Genomic DNA, 25,999 nt, shown 5'->3' with positions numbered 1-25,999 from the left:
TGGGCATGGACTTCCTTATCTTTCTCGCTAGACATTCCATTTTGTCATTTTTCCCACGTTTGCCCAATCTATTTTATTGTTTCGGGTGCCAAGCCTGTTAGGCTCAAGGCTGCCGGCTGGAGTGAGGTGGCCGTAATACTGACGCTGCAACCGCCGATTTGCGAATAAGGCGCAAAATGGCGTAGGATATTTCCTTGTGTGTCGCCAAAACCGGCGAAAATCAATACTTTTGAGGGAAGAACATTGGCAAATATTAAGTCTCAGATAAAGCGGATTCGCACCAACGAAAAGGCGCGCCAGCGCAACCTGTCCGTGCGCTCCGAGCTAAAGACCCTGGTGCGCAAGACCCGCGAGGCTATCGAGGCCGGGGATAAGGCCGCAGCCGAGGCCAACTTGAAGGTGGCCACCCGTCACCTCGACGTGGCAGCTTCCAAGGGTGTCATCCACAAAAACCAGGCGGCTCAGCGCAAGTCCAAGCTGGCTACCCGCGTTGCTGCCATGCAGTAACCGGTTTCTCTAAGCTATTTTGAAAACGTCCACTTCGGTGGGCGTTTTCTTTTTGCCCACTGGTCCTCTGACCCCAATGCACTTGCGCGAACGACCGATTTCACGTTGCTCAGTGCAGATTCTGCGAAACTAAAATCGCCATAAACTGCAGGTTTAGTAAACCTAGTGTCAGCAGGGACGCGTATTCTGGGTTGAAATCGGTCGCTCGTGCAACTACTCCAAAAACCAAGTGCCCAGCGGCACTGAAATTCAGGAAATAAATAACAGAACGCTGACGGAACTGCGGGAGCAACAGCCCTGAAAAATACCGGCAACCGATAACACGGGCAGGGTTCATCGATGTTCAGGCGCGGGCAACTGCAACGTAAAAGCTGCCGCTCAGCCTTGTTCAGGGCAAACGGCGTACACAGAAGAGGTGTTGCACTGTTTACTCGCTTTGGACACGAATAGCTTTTCGTTGGTAAAGCCACCACCAAGGGAAACCTTTTTGCCGATTTCTAAAACAGTTCCATCTGGCAAGGTAACGGATTTGTCTGAAATCTGGCTTCCATTGGGTAATAAAGGTACTATCGCGGGAACCTCATCGTCACCTCCGAGCACCAAACATCCTTGCTCATCAACCTGCAGTGTTCCGGTTACCAAAGCGGAATTGCAAGCATCGCTGGACCTATCATTCACGATGGTATAGAAATCCGCAGTTGCGCTGGTAGACGGGCTTGCCGGCTGCGTTGTCGGGCTAGCCGCCGAGGCGTCATTTGCGGGCTGCGTGTCGGATTCACCGCAAGCTGACAACCCAAATCCGAGAGCCACCCCCGCAACTATCCCCAACACACTATTGCGAATAAATGTATTCATAATATTTCTCCCAGAATCTGTATAACTGTTGAGAAAAACCTAGCTTGCCGGCAATTTTATCAACGCAGATATTTCGTGTAAATGGGTCAAATCCGCCGATTACGGCATTGCGTGGCCGCCTCGCTATCGAATTCATCCGCTCTGGGTCACGACTTTTTCGCCCGTAGGTCCCCTGGTCTAAACTGGATACGTTGATTGTCGGAAAGAAGAGGAATATGGCTGAAAACACCCCGGAAACCCCAGACACCCCCCAACACCGCTACACGGCTGAAATGGCGGGGGACCTGGAAGCAAAATGGCAACGAATTTGGGACGAAACCGGCGCATTTAACGCGGATAACCCCAGTGGCTCTCTGGCCGGTGACATGGCAAAACACGAAAAATACTTCATCCTCGACATGTTCCCCTACCCCTCCGGCAAAGGTCTGCACGTGGGACACCCGCTGGGCTATATCGCCACCGACGTGGTCGCCCGCTACCAGCGCGCCCAGGGCAAGAACGTGCTCTACACCATGGGTTATGACGCTTTTGGCCTGCCCGCCGAGCAATATGCCCTGCAAACCGGCCAGCACCCAGCCATCACCACGCATGACAATATCGCCAACATGAGCAAACAACTGGCTCGCATTGGCTTGTCCCACGACCGGCGGCGCTCTTTCGCCACGACCGACCCGGACTATTTCAAGTGGACCCAGTGGATTTTCCTGCAAATTTTCAACTCCTGGTACGACCCCGAAGCTCCGCGCCGCGACGGCTCCGGAAAGGGCGCGGCCCGGCCGATTACCACCCTTGTGAAGCAGTACGAGGACGGCACACGCCCCACCCCGGACGGGCGGGCGTGGGCCGAGCTTTCCGCAGTGGAACAGGCAGAACTCATTGACGCCGAGCGCCTGGCCTACGTGGCATACGCGCCGGTGAACTGGGCACCAGGATTGGGCACGGTGCTGGCGGACGAAGAAGTCACCGCCGAGGGGCGTTCCGAACGCGGCAACTTCCCCGTGTTTAAGACGAAACTGCGCCAGTGGATGATGCGCATCACCCGCTACGCGGACCGGCTGGATGCGGATCTGGCCACGATTGATTGGCCGGACAAGGTCCGCACTATGCAGCACAACTGGATCGGCAAGTCCTTTGGCGCCACCGTAAACTTCCAGGTCGAGGCCGGTCAAGGGCCGCAGCCGCAGACGTTGCAGGTGTTCACGACCCGGCCCGACACCCTATTCGGCGCGACTTTCATGGTCATTTCCCCGGAACATCCGCTGGTGGGTGCCGAGGACTGCACGGACGCGGAGTTGCAGTTGCCGGACGCTTGGCCGGAAGGGACCCGACCGGAGTGGACCGGCGGATACGCGACCCCGCGCGAAGCGGTGGTGGCCTACCGGGCACAAGCCAGCGCAAAGAGCGACAGCGAACGGACTGCGGAAACCGACTTCACCGAAAAGACCGGCGTGTTTACCGGCATTTTTGGGACGAATCCGGTCAATAGTTCCCGGGTGCCGATTTTCGTGGCGGATTACGTTTTGATGGGGTACGGAACCGGTGCGATTATGGCTGTGCCCGCCCACGACGAGCGCGATCACGCCTTTGCTCGGAAGTTCAACCTGGACATTATCCAAACTATTTCCGGCCCGGACGGCCTGGATGTACAGACGGAACCCTGGACCGGCGACGGCGTCATCGAGAACTCCGCTAACAGTGAAATCAGCCTGAACGGGCTGGGCAAGGCCGAGGCTATCGCAAAAATCAGCGACTGGCTGGCTCAGACCGGGCGGGGCGAAAAGACCGTGACCTACCGCCTGCGTGACTGGCTGTTTTCCCGGCAACGCTACTGGGGCGAGCCTTTCCCCGTGGTTTACGGCTCTGACGGACGGGTTCACGCCCTGCCGGAAGAGATGCTGCCCCTGGAGCTGCCCGAAGTATCGGACTTCCGGCCCCGGACTTTTGACCCCGACGACGCCCACTCCACCCCGGAATCCCCGCTGGACCGCGCTACGGACTGGATGACTGTCGAGCTGGACCTGGGCGAAGGCAAGCAGACCTACACTCGTGACCAAAACACCATGCCGAACTGGGCGGGCTCGTGCTGGTACGAGCTGCGCTACACCGACCCGGACAACTCCACGGCTTTTGCCAGCCCCGACAACGAAGCCTACTGGATGGGACCGCGCCCCGAAGCCGGCAACCTCAGCGGCGGCACGGATTTGTACGTGGGCGGCGTGGAACACGCGGTGCTGCACCTGCTGTACGCGCGTTTCTGGCACAAAGTGCTCTACGACTTGGGATATGTGTCCAGCTCAGAGCCGTTCCATCGCCTGTTCAACCAAGGCATGATCGAGGCCTACGCCTACACGGATTCGCGCGGGCAATACGTTCCGGCTGACGAAGTGGAGGGCAACGAAGAGGATGGCTTTACCTGGAAGGGCCAGCCGGTCAACCGCGAGTTCGGCAAAATGGGCAAGTCGCTAAAGAACATCGTCACCCCTGATCAGATGTGTGCGGATTACGGTGCGGATACGTTCCGGGTCTACGAGATGTCGATGGGGCCGCTGGATATGTCCCGCCCGTGGGACACTCGCGCGGTGGTCGGTTCTCAGCGTTTCCTGCAGCGGCTGTGGCGCAATATCGTCGATGAAAACACCGGCGCGCTCACCGTCAGCGACGACGCTCCGGATTTGGCGACCGCAAAAGTGCTGGCTCGCACCATTCACGATGTCACCGTGGAGTATGACAATCTGCGCGTGAACACGGCTATCGCCAAGATGATTGTGCTGAACAATCACCTCACCGGACTGTCCCAGGTGCCGCGTGAGGCCGCAGAAGCGCTGGTCGTGATGGTCGCCCCCATCGCTCCGCACATTGCGGAGGAACTGTGGGAACGTTTGGGTCACCAGGGCGGAATCGCCCGGGCCGCGTTCCCGGTCGTGACCGATGAGTCGCTGTTGGCGGCCGACGAGGTCACTTGCGTGGTGCAGGTGGCGGGCAAGGTGCGCGCGAAAGTGTCGGTGGACCCCGAGATTTCCGAGGCGGATTTGCAGGCGAAAGTCCTGGCGGAACCGGCCGTGGTGAAGTTGCTGGACGGGCGCGAACCGAAGCGAGTTATCGTGCGTGCCCCGAAGCTCGTGTCCCTGGTTTTGTAGGATTTGTCAGTACAAAAAATTCGCTAAATTACGGGATTTCAACGGTTTCTGGCTTGCAAACTTAGGTATACCTAACTTAGGCTATACCCATGAAGAGAGTTAAAAACAAGCAAATTAAAGAAACCTTGACCGTAGCTGCGCTTTTGTGCCTGGGAGCCTCTCTCAGCGCGTGCAGCGGGACTCCCAGCTCCAGTTCGGATTCAGCCGCACCAGGCAAACCCCTGGTCCTCACCACATTTACCGTGTTGCAGGACATGGCTCAAAACGTTGCCGGAGACCATCTGGAAGTCCGCTCTATCACCAAACCTGGGGCGGAAATCCACGATTACCAACCCACACCCTCGGACTTGAAGTCGGCGCAGAAAGCGAAACTGATTTTAAATAACGGGCTGGATTTGGAACGCTGGTTCACGAAGTTTACCGCCGATCTGGATGCCAAAAAGGTCAATGTTTCGCAGGGCGTAGAGCCCATTCCGATTACCGAAGGCGACTACAAGGGTAAGCCCAATCCGCACGCTTGGATGAGCCCGAAAAACGGCGCCCTCTACGTGAAGAATATGGCAAAAGCCTTCTGCGATTTAGATGCAAAGAACTGCTCCGAGTACCAGGAAAATGCCAAACAGTATGGCGCCAAGATTGAAAAAGTCGGCGAGGACATCACGTCCACGCTTTCTCAGCTCGACCCGTCACAACGTACTTTGGTCAGCTGTGAGGGAGCATTCTCGTATCTGACTCGTGACTATAACCTCAACGAGAAATTCCTGTGGGGCGTAAATGCCGAAGGAGCCCTCACTCCCTCTCGCGTAGCGGAAGTGGAAGACTACGTGAAGCAAAACCACGTTCCCGCAGTTTTCTGCGAGTCAACCGTGGGAGACAAAATGCGACCCGTTGTGGAAGCCACAGGTGCGAAATTCGGTGGGGAATTGTATGTTGATTCCTTGTCAGACTCAGATGGAGACGTTCCGACCTATCTGGATCTGTTGCGCTACGACGCAGATTTGATTACCCGAGGATTGACTCAGAAATGAATGATGCTCTCGACAACCGCATAGAGCCAGGCGGGGCTGCAGCTGAACCCAGCCCAAATTCAGCCCCACCTGTATTAGAAGTCTCAGATTTGCATGTTCGTTACGGAGCTAATGTGGCACTGGAAGGTGCCAGTTTAACCGTGCCGCGCGGTCAAATTTGTGGTCTGGTAGGGATGAACGGATCGGGAAAATCAACGCTGTTCAAATCCATCACCAACAGTGTTTCGTATCAAAAGGGCAGCATTAAAGTTGCCGGAATTGACGCGAACCAAGCCCGGAAACAGAAACTGATTGGTTACGTTGCACAAAACGAGGAAATCGATTGGGACTTCCCGGTTAACGTAAACCAAGTCGTCATGATGGGGCGGTATGGATTCATGGGATCTACCCGTCGTCCCAAATCTGCAGACGTGGCAGCAGTGCAAGCCGCGTTAGAAATGGTGGAATTGCAAGATTTACAGCAGCGCCAAGTTGGGGCGTTGAGTGGCGGCCAAAAGAAAAGGGTGTTTATCGCCCGCGCGATTGCCCAAGGTGCGCCGCTCCTGCTCCTCGATGAACCGTTTGCCGGAGTAGACAAATACTCCGAAAGCAATATCGTCGATTTGCTGCGCAAAATCTCGGCAAAAGGCACCACGGTGGTGGTTTCAACCCACGATTTGGCTTCTTTGGAAAAGCTCTGCGATGAAGTGGTTTTGCTGTATCGTCGCGTAGTTTATCAAGGTGATCCCGCTGGCGCCTTAGACCCGCAGAACCTTGCGAAAGCGTTTGGATTAAATCCCGCCGCGTCAGGAGGTGGAAAGTGAATTTTTATGAAGCTTTCATCGAAATGTGGACGCAGCAGTTTATGCTCCGCGGCATCATCGTCACCGGAGTCGCGGCGGCAGTTTGTGCCGTGTTGTCCTGCTGGCTGGTCTTAATTGGCTGGTCATTGTTAGGTGATGCCCTGTCCCACGCAATTCTTCCCGGAATCGTCGCGTCCTACCTTTTGGGAACGCCCTTCGCAATAGGAGCCCTCGTGGCAGCTTTGCTGGTGGTGGGATTGATTGGCGCAGTGCGGGGGCGCGGACGGGTCAAAGAAGACACGGCTATTGGGGTGGTATTCACGACAATGTTTGCCTCCGGTCTGGTCTTAATCAGTCTGTTCCCCAGTCACATTGATTTGCACCACATTTTGTTTGGCGACATGCTCGGCATTACCAGAGCCGATATGTGGCAGGTCTTGATATTGAGCCCACTCGCTCTGGTGCTGTTGTTATACAAAAAACGGGATTTGGTGCTGTATGCCTTCGACAAGACTCACGCCCACGCTATCGGCATCTCTACAAGCTGGTTGGCGACTCTGTTGCTGGTAGCTCTGTCTTTGACAGTCGTGGTGGCGATGCAAGCAGTGGGCGCAATCCTCATCGTGGCACTGGTGATTACCCCTGGCGCAACCGCCCGGCTGCTCACAAACCGGTTCAACGCTATGCTATGGATAGCTCCTTTGTTTTCCGTATTCTGCGTCGTGCTGGGAGCCTATATTTCCTACTGGTTCGATACAGCGTCAGGAGCCACGGTCGTGCTGCTTGAAGGCGTATTGTTCCTAATCGTTTGGCTGGTGGATTTGCTTCGGCAAAAGCGTCTGCAGCGCTATCATGGCGCGCAGTCTGTCGCCCCCGGCCCTGACCCGGAACCTCAACAGGTTGCTTCTTGAGGCACCCCTCTAGGGCAGGCCGAGGTAGCGCAAAATTGCCTTGGCGCTGCCCTTGTTGAGGTCACCGAGTTGCGCCAGCTGACCCAATCCAGACCCGAAAACAAATGTATCGCCGGTGGTGGCGGCATCTTTCAAGGGCGGGGCGATGCCTTCCCACAGGAACTTGCCGTCAACGACCCCGTAGCTGAGCAGCCCGCCGTTACCCTCCGTGAACACGGCTATCGCCAAGATGATTGTGCTGAACAATCACCTCACCGGACTGTCCCAGGTGCCGCGTGAGGCCGCAGAAGCGCTGGTCGTGATGGTCGCCCCCATCGCTCCGCACATTGCGGAGGAACTGTGGGAACGTTTGGGTCACCAGGGCGGAATCGCCCGGGCCGCGTTCCCGGTCGTGACCGATGAGTCGCTGTTGGCGGCCGACGAGGTCACTTGCGTGGTGCAGGTGGCGGGCAAGGTGCGCGCGAAAGTGTCGGTGGACCCCGAGATTTCCGAGGCGGATTTGCAGGCGAAAGTCCTGGCGGAACCGGCCGTGGTGAAGTTGCTGGACGGGCGCGAACCGAAGCGGATTATCGTGCGCGCTCCGAAGCTCGTGTCCCTGGTTTTGTAGCCGCCAAGTCCCGGTGGCACCTAACGTGATTGCATCAACGACCTATTTCGCGGACACATCGGTAGGGCGTGAATCGCCTAAAAGGCTCTAGCTGCGGTTTCGTATTTGGCTTTCGTGTCAAAAGGGCAAATGCCGCATTGAAATCGGTCATTCGTGCACGCTGCGTACTAGCGTCGGCGCGAACCGAACACGCCGCGGGTGATTTCGCGCGCTACCTGGGTCCCCGCCGAACGTAAGAAAGATGTCAAAGCCTTGTTCAGCGGGGAGTTCGCGCGGGCTTTCGCCTCGGCTCGGGCCGCGCGTTCTGCCGCGGCAGCGTCTTTGCGAGCCGCGGCCGCTTCTTTCGCTTTTTGCTGACGTATCTGCAGTTCCAAGCGTTTTGCTTCCAGTTCTAGCCGGGCTTTTTCGTGGGCGTCCTGGGCGGTAGCGGAAACGGAATCGCTGGTGGCATCCCCCGGTTGGCTCGTGGCACCATCGGCCTGGCCGGCTGGTTTGCCCTCAGCGCTGGCGCCCTGGCCACCACCGGCGCTGGCCGGACTGCCCTCACCGAGGTTGCCGATAACGCCGTCCTGCAAATCCTCAAACGCAGTGTCCCGCTCCACGCGAGTCCCGTACTTCGCCTGCAACGGTGACGCCGCCACCGCTTGTGACACTGCCTCGGGAGCGGCCGGACCCATCACGGAGGCCGGAGCCCAAATCCGGGTCGGCGCGCTCGGGGTCGGGCATCCTTTCGGATCCAGCGTGGTCACAATCGCTTCGCCGGTGCCTAGGCTGGTCAGCAGTTCTTCCACGTCAAAAGCCGATTCGGGGAACGTGTCCGCGGTGGCGCGCAGGGCCTTTTTATCGTCGGGGGTAAATGCCCGCAGGGCGTGTTGAATCCGGGTCCCCAGCTGGCCCAACACGTCAGCGGGAACATCCTTCGGGGTTTGGGTGATGAACACAATCCCCACCCCTTTGGAACGAATGAGTTTCACGGTTTGCACGATGGAGGCCAGGAATTCTTTGGAGGCTCCCGTAAACAGCAGGTGCGCCTCATCAAAGAAAAACACCAGCTTAGGCCGGTCCGCGTCCCCGACTTCCGGCAGCCCCTCAAAAAGGGCCGCCAGCAGCCACATCAGAAAAGCGGAGGCCAGCGCAGGCCGGTTCATCAGGTCGTTCATCTCCAGAATCGAGATAATTCCCCGGCCGTCCGCGGCGCGCAGCAAGTCGGCGGGATCAAACGCGGGCTCTCCGAAAAACACGTCCCCGCCTTGTGCCTCCAAAGTTGAGACAGCTCGCAAAATGACCCCGGCGGTTTGGGTCGACACCCCGCCCAGGTCTTTCAGCTCCGCTTTGCCCTCGTCAGTCAGCCAAGACACGACCGCTTTCAGGTCTTTCAGGTCCACCAGTTCCAGGCCGCGCTGATCCGCCCAAGAAAAGATGAGCTGCAGAGATTGGGACTGAGTCTGGTTCAACTCCAGCGCGCGCGACAGCAGAATCGGCCCCAAATCCGTGACGGTGGCTCGAATCGGCGCTCCCGGCGCGGTGTCGCTGGTTTCACCGAGTGATAGCGGCTGCACCGGAAAAGCGACCGGAGCCCAGTCCTGACCCTGCTCCTGCGTGCGCTGCTGCAGTTTTTCGGTCGGTTCACCGGGGCTCAAAAGGCCGGTCAGGTCGCCTTTCACGTCCGAAAGAAACACGGCTACGCCGGCGGCGCTCAACCCTTCGGCCAACAGCTGCACCGTGCGGGTTTTCCCGGTGCCGGTGCCGCCCGCAACCAAGCCGTGGCGGTTGAGCATTCCCAAGGGCAGGTTCACCAGGGTGGTGGGTTGCGGGGTACCGTCCGTCAGGAGCGCCCCCAGGGTCATGGTTGGTCCGTCGAATTGATATGCCTGCCCGATTTCTTCCAAAGTCGCTTTGTCAAGCTGTTTTGTTTGCGTTTTTGCCGCCACGTTGGGTTCCTTTCCTGAGCTTTCACTCCCGTTTAAGTCTAACGAACCACTCCGAGCGCGGGTGGACTATGGCGAGAAAAAGGCACCTCTAGCCCGTATAGCCGCCTCGACAACCGTAGGCTTACGCGTTCAGCCACCTCGAACGTAAGGCAACGGCACGCCGCGCAGTGCGAGTCACGCTGCCATCCGCTCTTGTGCCCTCAAAACGGCCCCTAGGGCAGAGTGAGGTAGCGCAACACCGCCTTGGCGCTACCCTTGTTGAGGTCACCGAGTTGCGCCAGCTGACCCAATCCAGACCCGAAAACAAATGTATCGCCGGTGGTGGCGGCATCTTTCAAGGGCGGGGCGATGCCTTCCCACAGGAACTTGCCGTCAACGACACCGTAGCTGAGCAGCCCGCCGTTACCCTCGGTGAACACGGCTTTTGACCCGTCAGAGGCCAGCGGGGTCCCCGGAGCCTTCAGATTGATGGTGACACCGTCCCCGGTGGCCCAGGTTTTGGCCGCGCAGCCCGGCCAAGACGCGCAAGTATCGCTGCCATCCGCCAAGAAATACGTCCGGTTGGGCATCAGCACGGGGGCTTTCCCGGATTTCAAGGCCGCCAAAGCGCTGTCAGTGTCCAGCCGCAGCCCAGCGCGCAGTTGGGCGTGCAGAGCTTGAGCCGCTAGTGAGGGGCACTTTCCCTCCCCGACTATGGCACCGTCGGAGCCGTGAACCTGCCAATCGACCTCAGCTGCGCTCTGCGGATCCGCAGAGGCGAAAAATCCGGCTTCCAGCATGGAAATCTGTGACTCAGACCCAAGTTTAGAGGTGTCGAAAGAACCGATTTTCGTATTAATATTCTGAGAATAACTCCAGGTATTTTGCCGGTTAGACCCGTCTTGATTCGAAGTCGTCACCCCCAGCAAAGTCACCGACCCCCGAGTTTGCACCAGCAAAGGTTGGGCGGCCTGGGCGTTCGGCACCATGAGCGGGAACTTTCCCTTCCACGCAAAGTCCGGCGTGACGTAAACCGCCTGTGCCCCGGCCGAATTCCCCTCTCCAACTGCGATAGGCACCACCAGGAACTGGTCAAAAATCGCCCCCAAAACGTGCTCGCCGGTCGCTAAATCCCAAATGTCATTAGGCAAATCCCCCAACGCAACATTGCCACTGGGGTCGATCCGCACCACCTTTTTGGCGGCGTCAGACTCGCAGGTAATCGAGCTCTGCCACAGTTGTTTCAGGCAATAGTCCAGGGGTAGATCATCGTAGGTTTTCGACCACTTGGCGGTGCCGGTCGTTTCGTCGACGAGCGCAATAGCCTGGGTTTGAGCTTTGCCATCAGTGCCTTTGACCAGCACGAGCTGCTCGTTTTCGGCCAGTTTAGCGGTCACACCGGTAGCGGCGTCCTGAGCCGCCAAAGAGTCTTGAGAATCGGCGTAGCCCCACACTTGCACCGAGCGCGGATCCTTCATTTTCGCCGGCATGGCCAGGGTCCAGGCTTCTTTCAACGGGGCGACCGTGGTGATTTTTTTCACTTCCGCCTGGTTGCGAATCCGTGCGGTGTCACCAAACCACTGCATCGTGGCGGTCACCAAAACCACCACCGCCAGGGCCAGAATGATGGCGCCAATGATGCGTTCGACCAAGCGGGGCTGGCGCGCCGCGGTCGCAGAATCGCTTAAATCCGGTTTCTGTTTTCTCACTGCTTCAGTTTATCCCAGCTATAGCAACGAAAAAGTGCCTTTCAAGAAGTTTTCCACAAGGGAGGGCAATTCTGGGTTTTCCACAGGTAAAACATTTTCGACTTTCCGCCCCGGCGGGTCGCGATTAGTTTCACAAGCGAGGGTCGCAAAGTTCCCGGCACGACAGAGGAGGCAGCCTGGATGCTAAATAAGTTTGGACAAACGGACCGTGAACGGCTCACTGCCAGCGTGTTTGAGCGGGCCAGAGCCGCGGGGGTAGGCTATCTGGACGATGCCGAGCCGGATTACCGCACCGCGCGTCGCCCCGGGCCTCCCCCCGATTTTGGTGCGGATGGGAACCCGCCGCCTCGCGGCGCCCTGGCCGGTCGGGCCGAAGACCTGGTTCAGGGATTTGAAAGCAGTCTCCAGGTCAGGCCCGTGGCCGAGCGTGAGCAGCGTTTACGCTTGGCGCCCAGTCCGCGAGTAGCGACTTTAATTGCGGTGTTTATGCTGGTGAGCGGGCTTTTGGTGGTGGGTTGGCAGGTGTTTGCCGCCCCGCCCACGCCACCTCCCGACGGGGTGCTCTCCGGGGATGCCACGGGAAAAACGGATTCCAAAACGGGCAGTTCCGCGGGGCCGGGTGCCGCGCTGGACGCGGCTGAGGGGAAGTCCGGTAGTACCGCGACGGGCCAGGCCGGTGCTTCGCCCTCGCCGGGGGCCGCACCGCAGCTGTTTCTTCCCGGCGCGAACGGGGCCGAAGTCGTAGTTCACGTGGCCGGAGCGGTGAGCCACCCCGGAGTGGTTCACCTAGCCGACCCGTCTCGAGTGGCCGATGCTTTGGAGGCGGCGGGCGGAGCCTTGCCCGAGGCAGATTTGAGTACCCTGAACCTGGCTCGTCCCCTCACGGATGGCGAAATGATTTATGTCGTCCGGCCTGGGGAAACTCCTCCGCCGAGCGCGGGAGGAAACCCGGGCAGCGCACCGGGCTTGGGCACAAAATCAGCGGGGGCTGATGGCGAAAAAGTTAACCTGAACACCGCGGACCTGGGCGCTTTGCAGACCCTTTCCGGCATCGGCCCCGCCCTGGCGCAACGCATTGTGGATTACCGCGAGTCCAACGGGCGTTTCACCTCGGTGGATCAGCTCGACGAAGTTAGCGGTATTGGTCCGGCACTGATGGAACGCCTACGCGACCACGTGTGCGTGTGAGGATTTGTGATGACCGCACAGGACGAAACCGCGCTGATTGTCCGGCGGCTGCGGACCGACCGGGACTATCGCCCCGCCCCGCTGGATTTACGCTTGGCGATTCCGGCGGTGAGCCTGTGGGGGGTGCTGTTGGCGGCGGGAAGCCGCGGGGAGCGTGTCGCACTAGCGGTGAGCGCTGGGTTTGCCCTGGTCGCGGTCATAGCGGGGAGTGCGTTGGGGTGGTTGCACCGGTCACAAGGGCGTGGGGGCAGACGTGGAGTGCTCATGCCCGCCCGCGTGGGGAAACGCGCCACGGAAACGACCGCCCGGCGACGCCATCGCCTGTTTCCACGTGGATCCGGGCTGGCTACGCTGATGATTACTGCCTTGGTCATTGCCGTTGTTTTTGGGACGCTGGCGCTGCGCCTGGAACTCGATTCGCGTGATGCTCTGGCCGTAATTGGCACTCACTCGACCGCCCGTTTTGACGTGAAAGCCCAGGTCATCTCCACTCCGAAACTGAGTTGGAGGGACAGTTACCGCGTTGACTTGAGAGCGACCCGCCTGACTTGGCACGGCTCAACCTACCCCACCCGCGCCCTATTGCAGGTCAAGGGGGCAGGCTGGGACGGTATCCCCCTCGGTTCGTGGGTACGTCTGCGCACCGGCCTGGCCAGTCGGGACCTGTCCACCCAGTACCTGGGGTACGCGAAATCTCCGACCGCTCCTGAAATTATCGGGCCTCCGACCGGGCATTTTGTGTTTGTCAATGCAGTGCGACAGCGCCTAAGCGAGGCCACGGCGGGACTTTCGGAATCGACGGCGGGAATGATTATGGCGATGAGCTTGGGGCTAACCGCCGTCCAAGACCCCCTGGACCGCGAATCTATGCAGGTGGCGGGACTATCACACCTGACTGCCGTGTCTGGAATGCACCTCAGCGTTGTGCTGGCCGTGGCGCTGGGACTGACCGCTCGGAAACGCCGCGGGGTGCAAGTCGTAGTGGCAGCGGGAATCATGGGGATTTTCCTGGCCATGCTGGAAAGCTCCGCCTCTGTCACCCGCGCGGCAGCGATGGGGGCGTTGACGCTGGTAGGGCTGGGGATAGCCCGTCCGTCCCGCTCGGTGTCCTCCCTGTCCGCGGCCATCATCGGAATGCTGCTGGTGCAGCCGTTCCAAGCCAATTCCTGGGGCTTCGCCCTGTCGGTAGTGGCGACTGGCGCCATCGTAACCGGCGGGCCATACCTGGCGGCCTGGTGCGCGCGGTTTCTGCCGCGCCTGATTGCTCTGCCGCTGGCTGTTTCCCTCAGCGCGCAGCTGGCTTGCGCACCGCTAATGCTGGTCATGCGCGGCAAACTGCAGGTTTACTCTCTGCCGGCGAACTTGTTGACCGGAGCGGTGTCCTCCATAGTGACCGTGGGCGGTCTGGGGCTGGTCGCACTAGCGGCCTTGGCGGGGCTTACGGCCGGGTCGGCTCCCGTTTTTGCCCTGTCAGTGGGGTTATTGGAACAGGGCGCGGCGCACGTCACCGGGTGGGCTGCCGCGTGGATTGCCGGCGTGGCCAGGTTCTTTGCCAGTCGACCGGGAGCGGAAGTCGACTGGTTGGAAAACCCAGTGGCGGGCGTGACCGGGCTGTTGATTGTTGCTCTCAGTCTCGCGTGGGTGGCGTCCCAACTGGCTCGCGCACGCCGCTGGCGTATCGGCACACCGCTAAAACCATGGCTTCCAGGGCGTATTCGGGATCCCGCGAAGCCCCTTTTACCGCTTCGTCCGCGCGGGCAACCGCCAGGATAGCTAAGCCCAGCCGCTCGTCGTCCCAGCGCGGCGCAACGGCATGAATTCCCTGGGCAATACGCCCAAACAGGGGTTTAGGCGGATCCACCAGGTCCATCTGCGCGACCGCGGGGGGCAGTTGGGGAGAAAACGAGGTCAAAATCTGGCGGATTTTCGTGGCCATCGCCGAAACAATCAACACCGGCGCCACCCCGGTAGCTAAAGCGTGGCGTAACAGGCGCAACGCTTCGCCAACATTACCGGTCACGGCCGCGTCGGCGACATTAAACCCGGTCGCCTCCACCCGCCCTTGCAGGTACTGATCGACCTCAGCCAGACTCAACGGCTGCGCGGGATCCCCTACCGTTTGCAACAGCTGGGTCGTCACAGAGAGCAATTCCTCGAATTCGTCACCCAGCGCCGCCACCAGCGCCGCTACCGCGTCTTGGCTGATGGGACGGCCCAGCCGGCCAGCCTCAGCCTGGAGGAACTTTGCTTTCTCCTCCGGCCAGCGCAGCTCATCGCAGGCATAAACCTTTGCGGCTCCCTTTTTGCACAGGTCCAAGACCTTTTTCCCGCGGTTTCCCCCCGCATGCCACAGCACCAGGTAGGCATCCGACGCTGGGCTGGTCAGGTAAGCCTCTAAATCCTGGAGCAACTCGTCGTTGGCCTGTTCCAGTCCGGAAACGATGACCAGCGGCATCCCCCCAAAGAGGGAGGGGGAAGTCAGTTGGCTCAGGCGGGATGATCCATAAGTCCGGGCGTTTACCTCGGTGATTTCCGGGGGTTCCATAGCCCCGGCTTTTTCTGCCGCGTCTAGGGCCGCAGCGCGCAGGCTGGCTATGGCGCGCTGGGCGAAAACCCGTTGTTTACCCAGCAGCAGCACCACCGGAGCCAGCGTTGCGCGCGACCACGGCTCGAAACCAGCCCGGGAGCCTCTCTGAGCATTCTTCTTTGTTGCCACGCTTTAACTCTACATGCCTCCCGAGAGACAAAAATTCCCCTACTATAAAAGCGGAGCAGCACCGGGAGGGCTATCCGCCCCCACCTGATGCGCTTACTCAACACCAAATCCGCCCGACCGGACTTCTGCAAGCGAAAGGAAAACCTTATGGCCAGCGTATTTACGAAAATTATCAACGGTGAAATCCCCGGAAACTTTGTCTGGCAAGATGAGCAATGCGTCGTTTTCGCCACCATTGAACCGCGCAGCGACGGCCATATGCTGGTGGTGCCGCGTGAGGAAGTCGACAACTATCTGGACGCCGACCCGGCCTTGATTGCGCACCTTTCCCAGGTGGCCCAGATTATTGGACAAGCCGGGCGCGATGCGTTCAACGTGTCGCGCGCCTTGATTGTGGTCGCCGGTTTCGATGTCCCCCACCTGCATATTCATGTCATTCCGACCGATTCCATGCGGGTGCTGCATCCTGATGCCAAAGCGGCGGGCTCCCCGGACACCATCAAAGTCAGCTGCGACAAACTGCGCGGCGCCCTGATTGAACTGGGCTTTGGCGCGAACGTCCCCGAATCTTTGGAATCCCTGGGATAGTCGGGCTGCGCGAGAAAGCGGACTGGTGGCAGCGCGCCGAATCCGCACTAGCTAAAACCCGGGTTGGGGCACATTCAATTTGTCAATCCCCGCCCAGAGCGTTAGCATAGTTAACCGCGCCAAAAGCGCACTGCACCACTAGCTCAATTGGCAGAGCAACTGACTCTTAATCAGTGGGTTCAGGGTTCGAGTCCCTGGTGGTGTACTGTTTCAGCAGGGCAGTTGCCGCATTGATGCCCATTGCCTTATTTACCGTTTCAATCTGTTGGCCTAGAATATCCGACTTAATCGCGTTAATAGGTGTAACCAAATCCATAACACTCACGCCAAGAGTATCAGCCACTAGGTCAAGCTCAGCAAGTTGCCAAGCAACCTCATTTTTCCATCGTTTTGTAACCATGTTTTGGGTAAGTCCTAGCGCTTTAGCGAGTTTTACCTGGCTGTAGCCCTGACGTGCGGCCTCAGCTCGCACATTAGACGCGACAACGCTAGCGGTTCCAGATGTAGGTTCAACAGCAGTTTTCTTATACATGAGATTAATTCTAATGCCGTAAGCAATAAAATCAAGCACATAAACCACGACAGCACCGGCGTGTCGCACTCTACTCTAATGACATGAACATTATTCTGTTTGCATGAACTACAGCGATGTTATTAGCGAGACCGTAGCGGTCGCGCTTGCTATCAGGAAATCTAATCAGTCACGCTTTGCGCGTGAAATCGGCGTGAAACAGTCATATTTGAATTCTCGGATGAGGGGACGAAACCCCTGGACACTACGCGATTTAGACGTTTTGGCGGCTCATGGGATAGCCATCCCGCCCTACTCTCAGCCCGATGAGGGGGTGGAGCAATGACGACATCGACGATAACGCCGTTGTACGAATCCATCGCGGTGGGTCGCGTGGAGCGGCATTTGAGAGCGGCTTTAGTGGAGGCTCAGGAAGCGCTTGCGCATTGCCGGGGTCTCGCTATTGACCGGTTCGGCGACACTTACGGGCTTACCCAGGGCGCTGTGGATTCTCTTATCGACGCTTTGAACGAGTCCGAGTTTTGGGCAGGTGATGAGGCGTGATTATTACTATCACTATTGAGCCACCGTTACAGGGGCGGGTTGTAAATCCTAGGACGCTGACCCAGGGCGATGTTATACGTGTCGATGGTGACATCGTAATCGTGGACAACGTGGGAGAGGAAGACATTTGCATTCATGTCGAGGGCTTTAATGTGACAAAGAAACGCCCTGGCTCAAAGTACATATTTGCGGACGTTGATGTTAGGAAAATAACCGGTCTTCGTAGGTTCTTATTACTTCATTTGTGGAATGAACACGGGTTATGTACCCGTCTTCGTCGTAAGTCCCAATCTGACGAATCCCAATACGCGCGGCCTCATCATCCACATAAACCTCAAGGCACCAGGTCCCATCGGTCACAGCGGCGGGAACTTCCTCACATGCACGTAAGGAAAAGCTCCGATACTTATCGAACCATGTCACCGATATCGTGCCATTGCTGTACCGGGTCACCATCTTGTGATGACAATCTTCCAGCGCCTCTAACACCTGTTCAGGGTCATCCCATGGAAACCAGTAGTGAAAGGCATTGCCATAGCCATCATGTCCCTGAAATAAACAACTCACGTCTTGAGTCTACAACCTCATGGGGTGAGCAATGAGCAACAGTATTAATCAATTTTGGGGGGAATTATGAAAAACATTTATAAAAATCAACCGTTCACTGTATCTGTTCGTGAATGGATGCGTGCCAATAAAATTTTACAAACTGATTTAGCTGACCTTGTGGGTGTACCCCGCGGAACGCTGACACATTATTTAACTGGTCGCCATCCATGGCCGCCCGAGCTGGTCGCAGCTTTACTCAATCTTGGGTGTCCGCTTAGACCGGAAGAAAAGCCAGAGGCTACATCACCATCTCACGCGGACCCGGATACTCGTGAATGCCTGCAAAAGGCAGCTTATTGGCTTTTCCTCGCAGCTGGGGGACGCACAGAAGATTTTGAGAAATTGAGGAAGACGAATCAATGAACTCGACTATTAACGGCGAGACCCCGGCGGTGGTGATGGTGCAGTCTATGGCACGCGCCGGGTGGGGTGAGTTGGGCGGCAATGAGTGGCAGGGCGTGAGATCCACGCTTACCGCTATCGTGGCACGGGTACGCGGTAAGCGTGGCTATATGGACGCTACTGTTTGGCAGGTCAGCCAATCGGCGGGGCTGTCTACGCGCTGGACGGCGCGGTGTTTACGCATTCTTGAGGGGCTGGGAATCATCACCTGGAACCGCGGCGTGCTACAAGATGGCACCCCTACGGCGGGGTTCATTCAGGTTAATAAGCCTGTGCTGTTGCGTTTCGTGCGTGAGGCATGGGCTAAGGGTGCCGCGGCGTGGCAAGCCCGGCGGGCTGAGACACGGGCGCGACTGGCAGACCTGAAAAAACGAGAGCAACATAATCGCAGGTCGCGCCGTGTGGAACTGAGTACACCCCTTAACAATAATTTGGCGCGCCGCGCCTTCGGCGCCGGCGGCGCGCCAAATATTGAACCATCGAAAGAACCGCCCTCATGGGCAACAGGAAAGGACGAAACAATGAACGAAGACGATTGCCTACTTTGTGACCACGGCTATATCAAGGAAACCGGTAATTGTCCGCATTGCCACCGAATCCAAGACAGCCGCAACGATGAAACAGCCCGTAAACCGTGGACTAAAGAGCGGCGCAAAGCCTGGCGCAATGCTAGAGCACGGCGTAACCAGCAAGAACTAGACAGGCTTACCGCCGAAGAGCACCGCCGTACCAGTGAACTTTGGCAGTATGAACATCCGGGTATGAGCAGTCTCGACTGGCTGAAACAGCAGTGTGAGAAAGATAGAGCTGGAGTACGGTCATGAGTTGGGGTGGAAGGAAGGTCAAAGACCTGGCTAGATTGGCAGTCTCTATGTACGGCTCAAGCTGCATCTACTGCAAGGAGCCTATCGTGGCTGACTACTCTAACGAGGCTGTTTATGGTCATAACCACCCAAGACGGCTGAGCCTTGAGCACCTAATACCCCGGTCACGTGGTGGGACTGACAGTATCGAAAATCTCCGACCCTGCCACCTAGGCTGTAACTCTCACCGTGGCAACCGGCACCGACCGCCCCGCCCTACCAGCTGCGACCCCTCGCTGTTCCCGGCCTCGTTTTTCAGTAGCGCCCCCTGGGAAATGCGACCCCCCTGACTGATATTTATCCCCGAAAGCCTGTAAAAAAACTTGGAACGAAGCGGAAAAGTCGAGATAGCAACGAAAAGGACAACACTATGAGTGAAACGGACCTGAATAATTCATGGCAACCCGAATTGCCGGGCTTGGGTGATCCCTTCATGACTTCTAACGCTATGGTCAAGGCGGTTAAAGCCAAGATAGAATCATTGGCTTTAACCGCTGAGCAAACTCTCAATCTTGCTGCTGAGATACAGCTGTTGTACTCGCTGGCTCACGAGCTAGACGTGGCTTTCGCGGCTAATCGAAAGACTATCGCCCACGTCACAATGATTGGTCAGTTCAAAGAGCTGCTGGCAGCCTTGCCGGAATCGACTATTACCGATGCTGTAGACCCTTACGAGGTATTCCTAGATCAGCTCAATCAGGAAGCAGACCTGAATCATGTCGCCTAAGTATGCCACTAAGCGGAATCCCACGAATCCGACTACCGGCGGGCAAGTCGAGCTAGTAGCGCGGTTCCTACAGACCCCGCTGATGCCGTGGCAACGCCTGGTAGCTGAGGTTGCTTGTGAGAGGCAAGCAGAGCATCCCGAACGCGCCCGCTATCAGCGGGTGGTTGTGACGGTTCCGCGCCAGTCTGGAAAGACAACCCTAATCAAAGCTTTAATGGCTACCGTGGCGCAAGCTAACCCTGGCTGTGGTGTCTACTACACGGCGCAAACCCGTAAAGACGCAGTAGAGAAATGGGGCGAACTGGCTAAACAGCTACGTAGGGAGATGGGGACGGGACCTAACGGTAAACCCAGGGTAAAGGTCCTGGAAGGCACCGGCAACGAAAAGATTGTTTTTCCTGGGACGGAATCCACAATACAGCCTTTCGCGCCTACACCCGGCGGGCTGCATGGCAAGACCTCACCGCTAGCTATCGTGGATGAGGCTTGGGCATTTGACCAAGCCCAGGGCGATGACCTAATGGCCGCGCTTAACCCCGTTGGTTTGACCATTCCCCATTCTCAGGTATGGATAATTTCCACAGCAGGGGATACACGCTCGGAATGGCTCAAATCTCTAGTTGATGATGGGCGCGCTGGGGTAGAAGACCCCGAAGCGACCACGGCGTATTTTGAATGGTCAGCAGATGAAGCTGCAGCAGATGCAGACCTACGAGGTGATGAAGCCCTAGCCTTTCATCCCGCGCTGGGCTACACGCAAGAACTTTGGAAGTTGAAGGCTTTGGGTAAGGATGAGAAAGACCATCTTTACCGCCGCGCCTACCTCAACCTCTGGCCTACTGCTGCGCAAACATCGCTAGTCGATTTGGAAACCTGGGACAGTCTCGCTACTGAAACTACAGATGTTTCAGCCGGGGCAACTATCGCTTTCGACATTTCCGAGGGACGCACCGGGGCAACCATTTACGCCGCATGGCAAGCCGGGGACACAGTACATATACACCGGCTTATCTCGAAGGCCGGGGCGGCCTGGATAGAAATAGCAATTCAGCACTTGCAAGACACCCTTGCACCCGCCGCGCTCGTGGCTGACGATTCCGGGGACAACCGTCCAATCATCGAATCACTACGACGCGCTGGGGCTACTATCTACGCCCTAAAACCGAAAGAGTATGCAAGCGCGAACAGCGAGTTTTTCGCCCGCATTTCGTCCAAGCGTCTGGCTCACGATGGAACCCCCGAAATCAAAGACGCTTTTTCACACGCTGTAATGAAGCCGATGGCAGGAGGGCAAGCCATCTCGCCCAGGCACTGCACCGGTCCCGTGGACACCGCCCGTGCTGCTATCGCTGCAATATATGGAGCCTTGAATTTTGATTCCCGCCCCCAAATTTTCCTAGGAAGTGAGTAGCCATGACACGCTGGATTGATTCATCAGAGATTTCTCATGTAGCAATGTGCACTTGCGGATGGAGCCGTATATACCTAACGCCAGAAGCCGCGTACGCTGCTATCGCAAAGCACGAAGCGGGATGGCACCCAGAGCGTAAAACCGCACGTATAGCCGCATACAAATATTCTTGTCTGGCAAGACAGCGCGATCCGCGTCGCCCCGGTGAGCACATCCACGACACGCCGAAGAAACGAGAAAGGTAATTAACCTTCGGACACTTAAAACATGAGGTTGTTTAAGCGTTCGACACAAAAGCCCGTAGTGAACCCGGCTGTGCTGCCGCCGTCACGCGAGGCATATCTAGGACTTTCCCCGCGAAACGCGATGGGCTTGGAAGCCGTGTACCGTGCGCTCTCTATCTTGGAAACCGCCGCTAAGCAGCTCACTATTGATGCCTGGCGGGGTAAAGACCTACTCGACCCCGTGCCTTCTATCGTTCGCCGCCCTAATATAGGTTCCACTCAGTCCCGTTTCATTGTGGATACAGTCGCGTCTCTAGCGCAACGGGGAAATGCCTACTGGCTTATTACACGTGGACCAAATGAACAAATCCTGACCTTGGATGTTTTACCGCCTCTGGAAGTCACGCCCAAGCAAGACCCGCAAACTAAAATCATTGATTATACCTATCAAGGCAAGCTTTACACCCGGCGCGATATGTGCCACCTGAAGCTCCTGACGGTAGCGGGGCAAGTCGAGGGACTAGGCCCTATTCAGGCAGCGAGACAGAGCCTAGCAGGTGCGTTAGACCTCGCGGGCTATGCCTCTAGCCTGGTAAACGGTGGTGGGATACCCACGGGTATCCTCACCTCAGATCAAGCCATTTCACCGTCTTTGGCGAAAGAGACCCGTGACGAATGGAACGCCACCCAGGGAATCGGTAAGGGGATAGCGGTACTTGGTAAAGGCACGAAATTCCAGGTGCTTTCGCTGAAACCTGAGGAGATTCAATTTCTCGAAACACAAAACTTCAATGTGACCCAAATCGCGCGTCTGTTCGGCATCCCAGCGCGGCTCATGCTCGCACCTGTAGAGGGTAGCTCTACAACGTATGCTAACGCGCAGCAGGAAGATTTGCAGTTCGTGAAATGGACACTCATGGACTATCTGCGCGAGATTGAGACGGCTCTGACGGACATTCTGCCTCACGGGCAAACCGCCCGCTTCAATCTCGACGCACTGCTACGCACCGACACCCTGAGCCGATACCAGGCGCACCAAATCGGGATAAACGCCGGATTCTTAACCACCAATGAAGTCCGAGCCATCGAAGGACTACCACCGCTAACAGAAAGTGAACCCGCTAATGTCTAACACAGAATTGGAATACCGTACAGCCACGCTGGGAGCTACCAATCTCGAAGCCCGCGAAATAACAGGCATCGGGGTGCCGTTCAATGATGAAACTGAGATTTTGGCAGGATTCTTTGAACGTGTAGCACCCGGCGCTATCACTGTGCCAAAGGCCGGGTGCAAACTGCTTGCCGAACACCGCAAACCTATTGGGATCCTGACCGGGCGCGATACTGAGCGAGGGTGGGAAATCTGCGGGAAAGTCGCGAAAACTACCGCCGGGGATGAAGCCCTAGAACTCGCACGCGCCGGGGTGTACACCGGCCTATCAATCGGTTTCAACGCCCTCGAATACGACGAAATCGAAAAAGAAGACGGCTACCACCGAACCATCACGAAAGCGCTCGTCATGGAAGTGTCCCTAACGCCTTTTCCGGCTTATGAAAACGCCACTGTAGAAAAAGTCCGACAAAAACAAGAGAAAGAGGAAACAATGCACAACGAAACCAAAGAATCCCAGGCCGTGCCCGTGGAGACCGATAACCTGCGAGATCTTCGCGCTAACGTTGAAGACCTGACCCGCGCCGTGGAAATCCTGAAAACCACGCCGCCCTGGGAGGCATCGAATGCCACGCCAGACCAGCGTAGCGCCGCCGATTTCCTGAAATCTGCCATCAGCGGAAACGAAGCCGATTTGGAAATCCTAAAAGGTGTTAATGAGCGTGCCTACAGCGGTGGAACCAGCGCCGATACCGTGCTGACCCCGCAATGGGTAGGAGACCTGACCCGCCTGGTAGACCAAGGCGCTGGAATCCGCTCCTTGTTTGCAACCGGGAACCTTCCCTCCGAGGGCTTCACCCTGGAATATGCGCAGCTCAAGACCAATACGGTCACGGTTGCTAAACAGGCCAAGGAAGGCGATAACCTGGCCATGGGCAACGTCAAGGTGGAAACCAAAACCGCCCAGATTGAGACCTTCGGCGGCGCGACCACCCTATCCCGCCAAGAAATCGAACGCGGCCATGTTCGTATCCTTGACCACCACCTACGGGCTATGGCGATTGCAGCCGGGCAAACCGCCCGCCAGTCTTTCCATGAGACCTATGACACCACCGTGAAAGCGGCGACCCAGAAACTGACCGGCAAATCCCTAGCCACTATGGCCTGGGGCGATTGGGTAGACACCGTAGTGGAAGCGGCGCTAATGTTCGAGCAGCAAGGCTTGACCATCGATAACCTAATCGTGGACAAGACGGTATTCAAACATTTAGCAAAGATGGAAGGCAAAGACGGCCGACCGCTACTCACTGTGCACGATGGCGGGGCAAACACCCTGGGAACCGTTACCGTTTCCGGCTTGAAAGGCGCACTGCTCAACATTCCCGTAGTTTTGGACACCGACGCTACAACTGCCAGCGCCGTATTCCAAAATAGCCTCGCAATCCGTAGCTATCTATCTTCCTTGGTTCGTTTGCAAGATGAAAACATCTTGAATCTAAGCAAAGACTTCTCGGTGTATTTCTACGCGGCTTTTGCCCCGGAAATGCCCGAAGCACTGGTACCCGTGACTGGATTGGCCGGATAGTGAGCGCTGAAATCCCAACCCCTAGCCCGTCGGAGCTATCCGAGCACCTGGGAGGTACTACTGCCACCGCCCAGGCGCTACAGGCGTGCATCGATGAGGCCGTGGCACTCGTGGCAACCCTGGTGGTAGACGCGAGGGAAACCACACCACCACCGCCCGCTATCGTGAAACGTGCGGTGTTGGACACTGCCGCCGATCTCTATGCACGCAAAGCAGCCCCTAACGGTGTGAAATCCTACGCAGACCTTGACGGAGGGCAAACCGTAAGACTACGGCTCGACCCGCTCGCACAAGCCCGCGCTACTCTCGCACCTTTCCTGAAAATGGCGGTGGCGTGATGATAGCGAAAGCCCGTAAAGACCTACGCGAAGCCCTTCAAGGAGGGTTCCCGTTCGCACAGGTGTATTCCTTCCCGCCTGACAGGCTCGAAGGTCCCGCTATCATCATCGACACCGCCCCGATAGTGGAAACAGGAGATACCTACGCGACGTACAAAATCGGTTTCAAAATCGTGGTAATCGCTGCATCTGCGGGCGATACCGAAATCGAAGTAGATAACCTCGACGCCATGATTTCCAGGCTCTTAGCCACGTTAGATACCTGTGAAATATCAGCCGGGAGCCACTTCATTGCCCAAGGGGCTGACGGACAACAATTCTTAGCCTACGAACTAACCGCAACAACTGACTACCGAAAGGAAAACAACAATGAGTTATAAATCATCTGACCGTATCTATGGAACCGGTCTACTCCTGAAAATTGGAGGCAAAGACCATTGGGCTGACTGCACTAAATGCGAGCTGAAAACCCGCAAAGCAGACAAAGGAACCACCACGTTTGCTGATGCCGCTAACGGAGACGCAGGCCAAGAATGGTACTTCGCTATCAGCGCTGTGCAATCCACAGATCCAACGTCGTTCTGGTCTTGGATTTGGGACCATACGGGCGAAGAACTCGAATATGTCTATGCCCCACATGGCAACGCCACACCTTCCCCTGCGAAACCGCATTTTACCGGTAAGGTCAAAATCGAAAACCGTGAAGGCCTGGGCGGTGGAGCTGGCTCTAGCGCCTACGATTTCGAAACAGAGATTCCTTGCACCGCCACACCCACCAAGGTAACCACCGGAGGAGCCGTTGAAGGCGCGGGCATGGAAGCCGGAAAGCAATCAACGCCAGCCGGAAGCGGTACTAATTCCCCTAGTACGGGTAAGTAATGCGTAACGGTAACCGTACCTCGATAGCGGAGACGGGTTGCACAGTACACGGGCTTGGAAAAGCCATGAGCCAAATGAAAAAGGCTGTTGGCTCGCTCGAAGACCTGCAACCCGCTCTCCGTAAAATCGCTGAGTATGGAGCGCGAGAATTACAGGCACGCGTTCCAGTACGAACGGGACACCTCAAGGGAACAGTAAAAACCTTGAAGCGTGCACGAAAAGCGAGTGTATCAATCGGTACAAAAAAGTATTTTTATGCGCCGTTTGTGAACTATGGAACAAAATATCAGCGCCCGCAACGGTTCGTAACTAAAGCTAAGAACGCCGCATATCCTTATGCGCAAAAAGTATTCAATAAAGAGATCAAGAAGAAACTCAAACAGTACGGAATGGAGTAAGCCATGGATATTGAGAATTTGACTATAGGCGAAATTGCTGCCATTGAAAAATACGCTGGTCGAAAAATTAGTGAAATTACGGCAGCTGCTGAAGACGAAGAAGTCGATACTCGAATGATGATTGCGCTAGCCCTGGTGTTTGCTAAGCGCGGAGGTTTCCCGGAAGCAAAGATAGAAGATATTGAACAGCTGACGATGGAAGAAATCGCTGCTCTGCTGGAGAAACCGACTACGCACATCGCTAGGCGTTCTGAAGTAGTAGAAGCAATAGTAGCCAGCTTGCCACCAGTAGACAGTGAGGCAGCGGGGGAATCCAGCGGGGCTATAACGCAGACTATGCAGGATTTGCCGCTAGCTTCGGATTTAGCCCCGAAACCTATTACTCGCTAACTATTTCTGAACGCAACGAGATCATCAAATTAGCAGAAAAGAGGTGAAA

The 25,999-nt window shown here is 57.0% G+C and carries 28 protein-coding genes, 1 tRNA gene and 2 pseudogenes; 24 read left to right on the top strand and 7 right to left on the bottom strand.

The window, feature by feature from the left end; genetic code table 11:
- Positions 1-243: 243 nt before the first annotated feature.
- Positions 244-507 carry a 30S ribosomal protein S20 gene (rpsT, locus tag Q0X47_RS07045; protein ID WP_296181906.1) on the top strand — a complete coding sequence of 88 codons (264 nt, stop codon included), beginning with the start codon at positions 244-246 and terminating at the stop codon, positions 505-507.
- A 378-nt stretch (positions 508-885) separates the two neighbouring features.
- On the opposite strand, the gene Q0X47_RS07040 is transcribed toward rpsT, so the two are convergent.
- Positions 886-1,362: a hypothetical protein gene (locus tag Q0X47_RS07040; RefSeq protein ID WP_297724256.1), complete on the bottom strand. Its 477-nt coding sequence runs from the start codon at positions 1,360-1,362 to the stop codon at positions 886-888.
- A 215-nt stretch (positions 1,363-1,577) separates the two neighbouring features.
- Here Q0X47_RS07040 and Q0X47_RS07035 point away from each other — a divergent pair, with 215 nt between their 5' ends.
- The 4 genes from Q0X47_RS07035 to Q0X47_RS07020 all read left to right on the top strand — a co-directional run bounded on the left by Q0X47_RS07035 (position 1,578) and on the right by Q0X47_RS07020 (position 7,220).
- The gene (locus tag Q0X47_RS07035) at positions 1,578-4,499 is read left to right on the top strand and encodes a leucine--tRNA ligase (protein ID WP_297724254.1); all 2,922 of its coding nucleotides are present in this window, start codon (positions 1,578-1,580) and stop codon (positions 4,497-4,499) included.
- A gap of 89 nt (positions 4,500-4,588) precedes the next feature.
- Positions 4,589-5,527, top strand: coding sequence for a metal ABC transporter substrate-binding protein (locus Q0X47_RS07030; protein ID WP_297724252.1), 939 nt, complete (start codon positions 4,589-4,591; stop codon positions 5,525-5,527).
- Positions 5,524-6,330, top strand: coding sequence for a metal ABC transporter ATP-binding protein (locus Q0X47_RS07025; RefSeq protein ID WP_297724250.1), 807 nt, complete (start codon positions 5,524-5,526; stop codon positions 6,328-6,330). The genes Q0X47_RS07030 and Q0X47_RS07025 overlap by 4 nt, the downstream gene beginning before the upstream one ends.
- Positions 6,327-7,220 carry a metal ABC transporter permease gene (locus tag Q0X47_RS07020; RefSeq protein WP_297724248.1) on the top strand — a complete coding sequence of 298 codons (894 nt, stop codon included), beginning with the start codon at positions 6,327-6,329 and terminating at the stop codon, positions 7,218-7,220. Before Q0X47_RS07025 ends, Q0X47_RS07020 begins: the two co-directional genes overlap by 4 nt.
- Before the next feature lie 9 nt (positions 7,221-7,229).
- On the opposite strand, the gene Q0X47_RS07015 is transcribed toward Q0X47_RS07020, so the two are convergent.
- Entirely contained in the window at positions 7,230-7,466 is a 237-nt protein-coding gene (locus tag Q0X47_RS07015) for a hypothetical protein (RefSeq protein ID WP_297724263.1), read from the bottom strand.
- Here Q0X47_RS07015 and Q0X47_RS07010 point away from each other — a divergent pair.
- Positions 7,429-7,827 (top strand): annotated as a pseudogene (locus Q0X47_RS07010) (class I tRNA ligase family protein); the annotation flags it as partial. The gene Q0X47_RS07015 and the pseudogene Q0X47_RS07010 sit on opposite strands and share 38 nt — an antisense overlap.
- A 167-nt stretch (positions 7,828-7,994) precedes the next feature.
- Here Q0X47_RS07010 and Q0X47_RS07005 read toward each other — a convergent pair.
- Together Q0X47_RS07005 and Q0X47_RS07000 are read right to left on the bottom strand one after the other, a co-directional pair.
- The gene (locus tag Q0X47_RS07005; protein WP_297724246.1) at positions 7,995-9,758 is read right to left on the bottom strand and encodes a helicase HerA-like domain-containing protein; all 1,764 of its coding nucleotides are present in this window, start codon (positions 9,756-9,758) and stop codon (positions 7,995-7,997) included.
- Between the two features lie 212 nt (positions 9,759-9,970).
- Positions 9,971-11,446, bottom strand: a complete 1,476-nt coding sequence (locus Q0X47_RS07000; RefSeq protein ID WP_297724244.1) for a hypothetical protein — start codon at positions 11,444-11,446, stop codon at positions 9,971-9,973.
- Between the two features lie 180 nt (positions 11,447-11,626).
- Here Q0X47_RS07000 and Q0X47_RS06995 point away from each other — a divergent pair, with 180 nt between their 5' ends.
- Together Q0X47_RS06995 and Q0X47_RS08685 are read left to right on the top strand one after the other, a co-directional pair.
- Positions 11,627-12,634, top strand: a complete 1,008-nt coding sequence (locus Q0X47_RS06995; RefSeq protein ID WP_297724242.1) for a ComEA family DNA-binding protein — start codon at positions 11,627-11,629, stop codon at positions 12,632-12,634.
- A gap of 9 nt (positions 12,635-12,643) precedes the next feature.
- Positions 12,644-14,218: pseudogene (locus Q0X47_RS08685) on the top strand (ComEC/Rec2 family competence protein); the annotation flags it as partial.
- Positions 14,219-14,261: 43 nt separating this feature from the next.
- Here the strand turns inward: Q0X47_RS08685 and holA are convergent.
- Positions 14,262-15,350: a DNA polymerase III subunit delta gene (holA, locus tag Q0X47_RS06985; RefSeq protein ID WP_297724240.1), complete on the bottom strand. Its 1,089-nt coding sequence runs from the start codon at positions 15,348-15,350 to the stop codon at positions 14,262-14,264.
- A 147-nt stretch (positions 15,351-15,497) separates the two neighbouring features.
- Between holA and Q0X47_RS06980 the strand changes: the two genes are divergently transcribed.
- Positions 15,498-15,938, top strand: coding sequence for an HIT family protein (locus tag Q0X47_RS06980; protein WP_297724238.1), 441 nt, complete (start codon positions 15,498-15,500; stop codon positions 15,936-15,938).
- Between the two features lie 132 nt (positions 15,939-16,070).
- Positions 16,071-16,143 (top strand) — tRNA-Lys (locus Q0X47_RS06975).
- Here the strand turns inward: Q0X47_RS06975 and Q0X47_RS06970 are convergent.
- On the bottom strand, positions 16,105-16,470 hold the full coding sequence (locus tag Q0X47_RS06970; RefSeq protein ID WP_297724260.1) for a helix-turn-helix transcriptional regulator: 366 nt from the start codon (positions 16,468-16,470) through the stop codon (positions 16,105-16,107). The two genes, Q0X47_RS06975 and Q0X47_RS06970, sit on opposite strands and share 39 nt — an antisense overlap.
- Positions 16,471-16,573: 103 nt before the next feature.
- On the opposite strand from Q0X47_RS06970, the gene Q0X47_RS06965 reads away from it, so the two are divergent.
- Positions 16,574-16,795: a hypothetical protein gene (locus tag Q0X47_RS06965; protein WP_279107058.1), complete on the top strand. Its 222-nt coding sequence runs from the start codon at positions 16,574-16,576 to the stop codon at positions 16,793-16,795.
- Entirely contained in the window at positions 16,792-17,013 is a 222-nt protein-coding gene (locus Q0X47_RS06960; protein WP_297724233.1) for a hypothetical protein, read from the top strand. Before Q0X47_RS06965 ends, Q0X47_RS06960 begins: the two co-directional genes overlap by 4 nt.
- Positions 17,014-17,214: 201 nt before the next feature.
- Here the strand turns inward: Q0X47_RS06960 and Q0X47_RS06955 are convergent, their stop codons facing one another.
- Positions 17,215-17,580 (bottom strand): hypothetical protein, encoded by a 366-nt coding sequence (locus tag Q0X47_RS06955; RefSeq protein WP_297724231.1) that lies wholly within the window; start codon positions 17,578-17,580, stop codon positions 17,215-17,217.
- Between the two features lie 66 nt (positions 17,581-17,646).
- Between Q0X47_RS06955 and Q0X47_RS06950 the strand changes: the two genes are divergently transcribed.
- From Q0X47_RS06950 to Q0X47_RS06900, 12 genes are all read left to right on the top strand, one after another.
- Positions 17,647-17,985 (top strand): helix-turn-helix transcriptional regulator, encoded by a 339-nt coding sequence (locus tag Q0X47_RS06950; protein WP_297724228.1) that lies wholly within the window; start codon positions 17,647-17,649, stop codon positions 17,983-17,985.
- Complete coding sequence (locus tag Q0X47_RS06945; protein WP_297724226.1) at positions 17,982-18,848, top strand: hypothetical protein; 867 nt, start codon at positions 17,982-17,984, stop codon at positions 18,846-18,848. The genes Q0X47_RS06950 and Q0X47_RS06945 overlap by 4 nt, the downstream gene beginning before the upstream one ends.
- Positions 18,845-19,177, top strand: a complete 333-nt coding sequence (locus tag Q0X47_RS08680) for an HNH endonuclease (RefSeq protein ID WP_367178290.1) — start codon at positions 18,845-18,847, stop codon at positions 19,175-19,177. The genes Q0X47_RS06945 and Q0X47_RS08680 overlap by 4 nt, the downstream gene beginning before the upstream one ends.
- Positions 19,178-19,257: 80 nt before the next feature.
- Positions 19,258-19,614 carry a hypothetical protein gene (locus Q0X47_RS06940; protein ID WP_297346182.1) on the top strand — a complete coding sequence of 119 codons (357 nt, stop codon included), beginning with the start codon at positions 19,258-19,260 and terminating at the stop codon, positions 19,612-19,614.
- Positions 19,604-21,025 (top strand): phage terminase large subunit family protein, encoded by a 1,422-nt coding sequence (locus tag Q0X47_RS06935; protein WP_297724224.1) that lies wholly within the window; start codon positions 19,604-19,606, stop codon positions 21,023-21,025. The genes Q0X47_RS06940 and Q0X47_RS06935 overlap by 11 nt, the downstream gene beginning before the upstream one ends.
- Positions 21,026-21,292: 267 nt before the next feature.
- Complete coding sequence (locus Q0X47_RS06930) at positions 21,293-22,381, top strand: phage portal protein (RefSeq protein WP_297724222.1); 1,089 nt, start codon at positions 21,293-21,295, stop codon at positions 22,379-22,381.
- Positions 22,374-23,945 carry an HK97 family phage prohead protease gene (locus tag Q0X47_RS06925; protein WP_297724220.1) on the top strand — a complete coding sequence of 524 codons (1,572 nt, stop codon included), beginning with the start codon at positions 22,374-22,376 and terminating at the stop codon, positions 23,943-23,945. The genes Q0X47_RS06930 and Q0X47_RS06925 overlap by 8 nt, the downstream gene beginning before the upstream one ends.
- The gene (locus tag Q0X47_RS06920) at positions 23,945-24,283 is read left to right on the top strand and encodes a hypothetical protein (RefSeq protein ID WP_297724218.1); all 339 of its coding nucleotides are present in this window, start codon (positions 23,945-23,947) and stop codon (positions 24,281-24,283) included. The genes Q0X47_RS06925 and Q0X47_RS06920 overlap by 1 nt, the downstream gene beginning before the upstream one ends.
- The gene (locus Q0X47_RS06915; protein ID WP_297724258.1) at positions 24,283-24,663 is read left to right on the top strand and encodes a hypothetical protein; all 381 of its coding nucleotides are present in this window, start codon (positions 24,283-24,285) and stop codon (positions 24,661-24,663) included. The genes Q0X47_RS06920 and Q0X47_RS06915 overlap by 1 nt, the downstream gene beginning before the upstream one ends.
- Complete coding sequence (locus tag Q0X47_RS06910; RefSeq protein ID WP_297724216.1) at positions 24,653-25,162, top strand: hypothetical protein; 510 nt, start codon at positions 24,653-24,655, stop codon at positions 25,160-25,162. The genes Q0X47_RS06915 and Q0X47_RS06910 overlap by 11 nt, the downstream gene beginning before the upstream one ends.
- The gene (locus tag Q0X47_RS06905) at positions 25,162-25,560 is read left to right on the top strand and encodes an HK97-gp10 family putative phage morphogenesis protein (RefSeq protein ID WP_297724214.1); all 399 of its coding nucleotides are present in this window, start codon (positions 25,162-25,164) and stop codon (positions 25,558-25,560) included. Before Q0X47_RS06910 ends, Q0X47_RS06905 begins: the two co-directional genes overlap by 1 nt.
- 3 nt (positions 25,561-25,563) lie before the next feature.
- Positions 25,564-25,950 carry a hypothetical protein gene (locus Q0X47_RS06900; protein WP_297724212.1) on the top strand — a complete coding sequence of 129 codons (387 nt, stop codon included), beginning with the start codon at positions 25,564-25,566 and terminating at the stop codon, positions 25,948-25,950.
- Positions 25,951-25,999: the final 49 nt, after the last annotated feature.

Origin of the sequence: uncultured Mobiluncus sp., assembly GCF_947254095.1 — a bacterium.
Lineage (GTDB): Bacteria > Actinomycetota > Actinomycetes > Actinomycetales > Actinomycetaceae > Mobiluncus.
The sequence above is the reverse complement of the archived record's forward strand: the minus strand, read 5'-3'. Positions and strand labels throughout refer to the sequence as shown.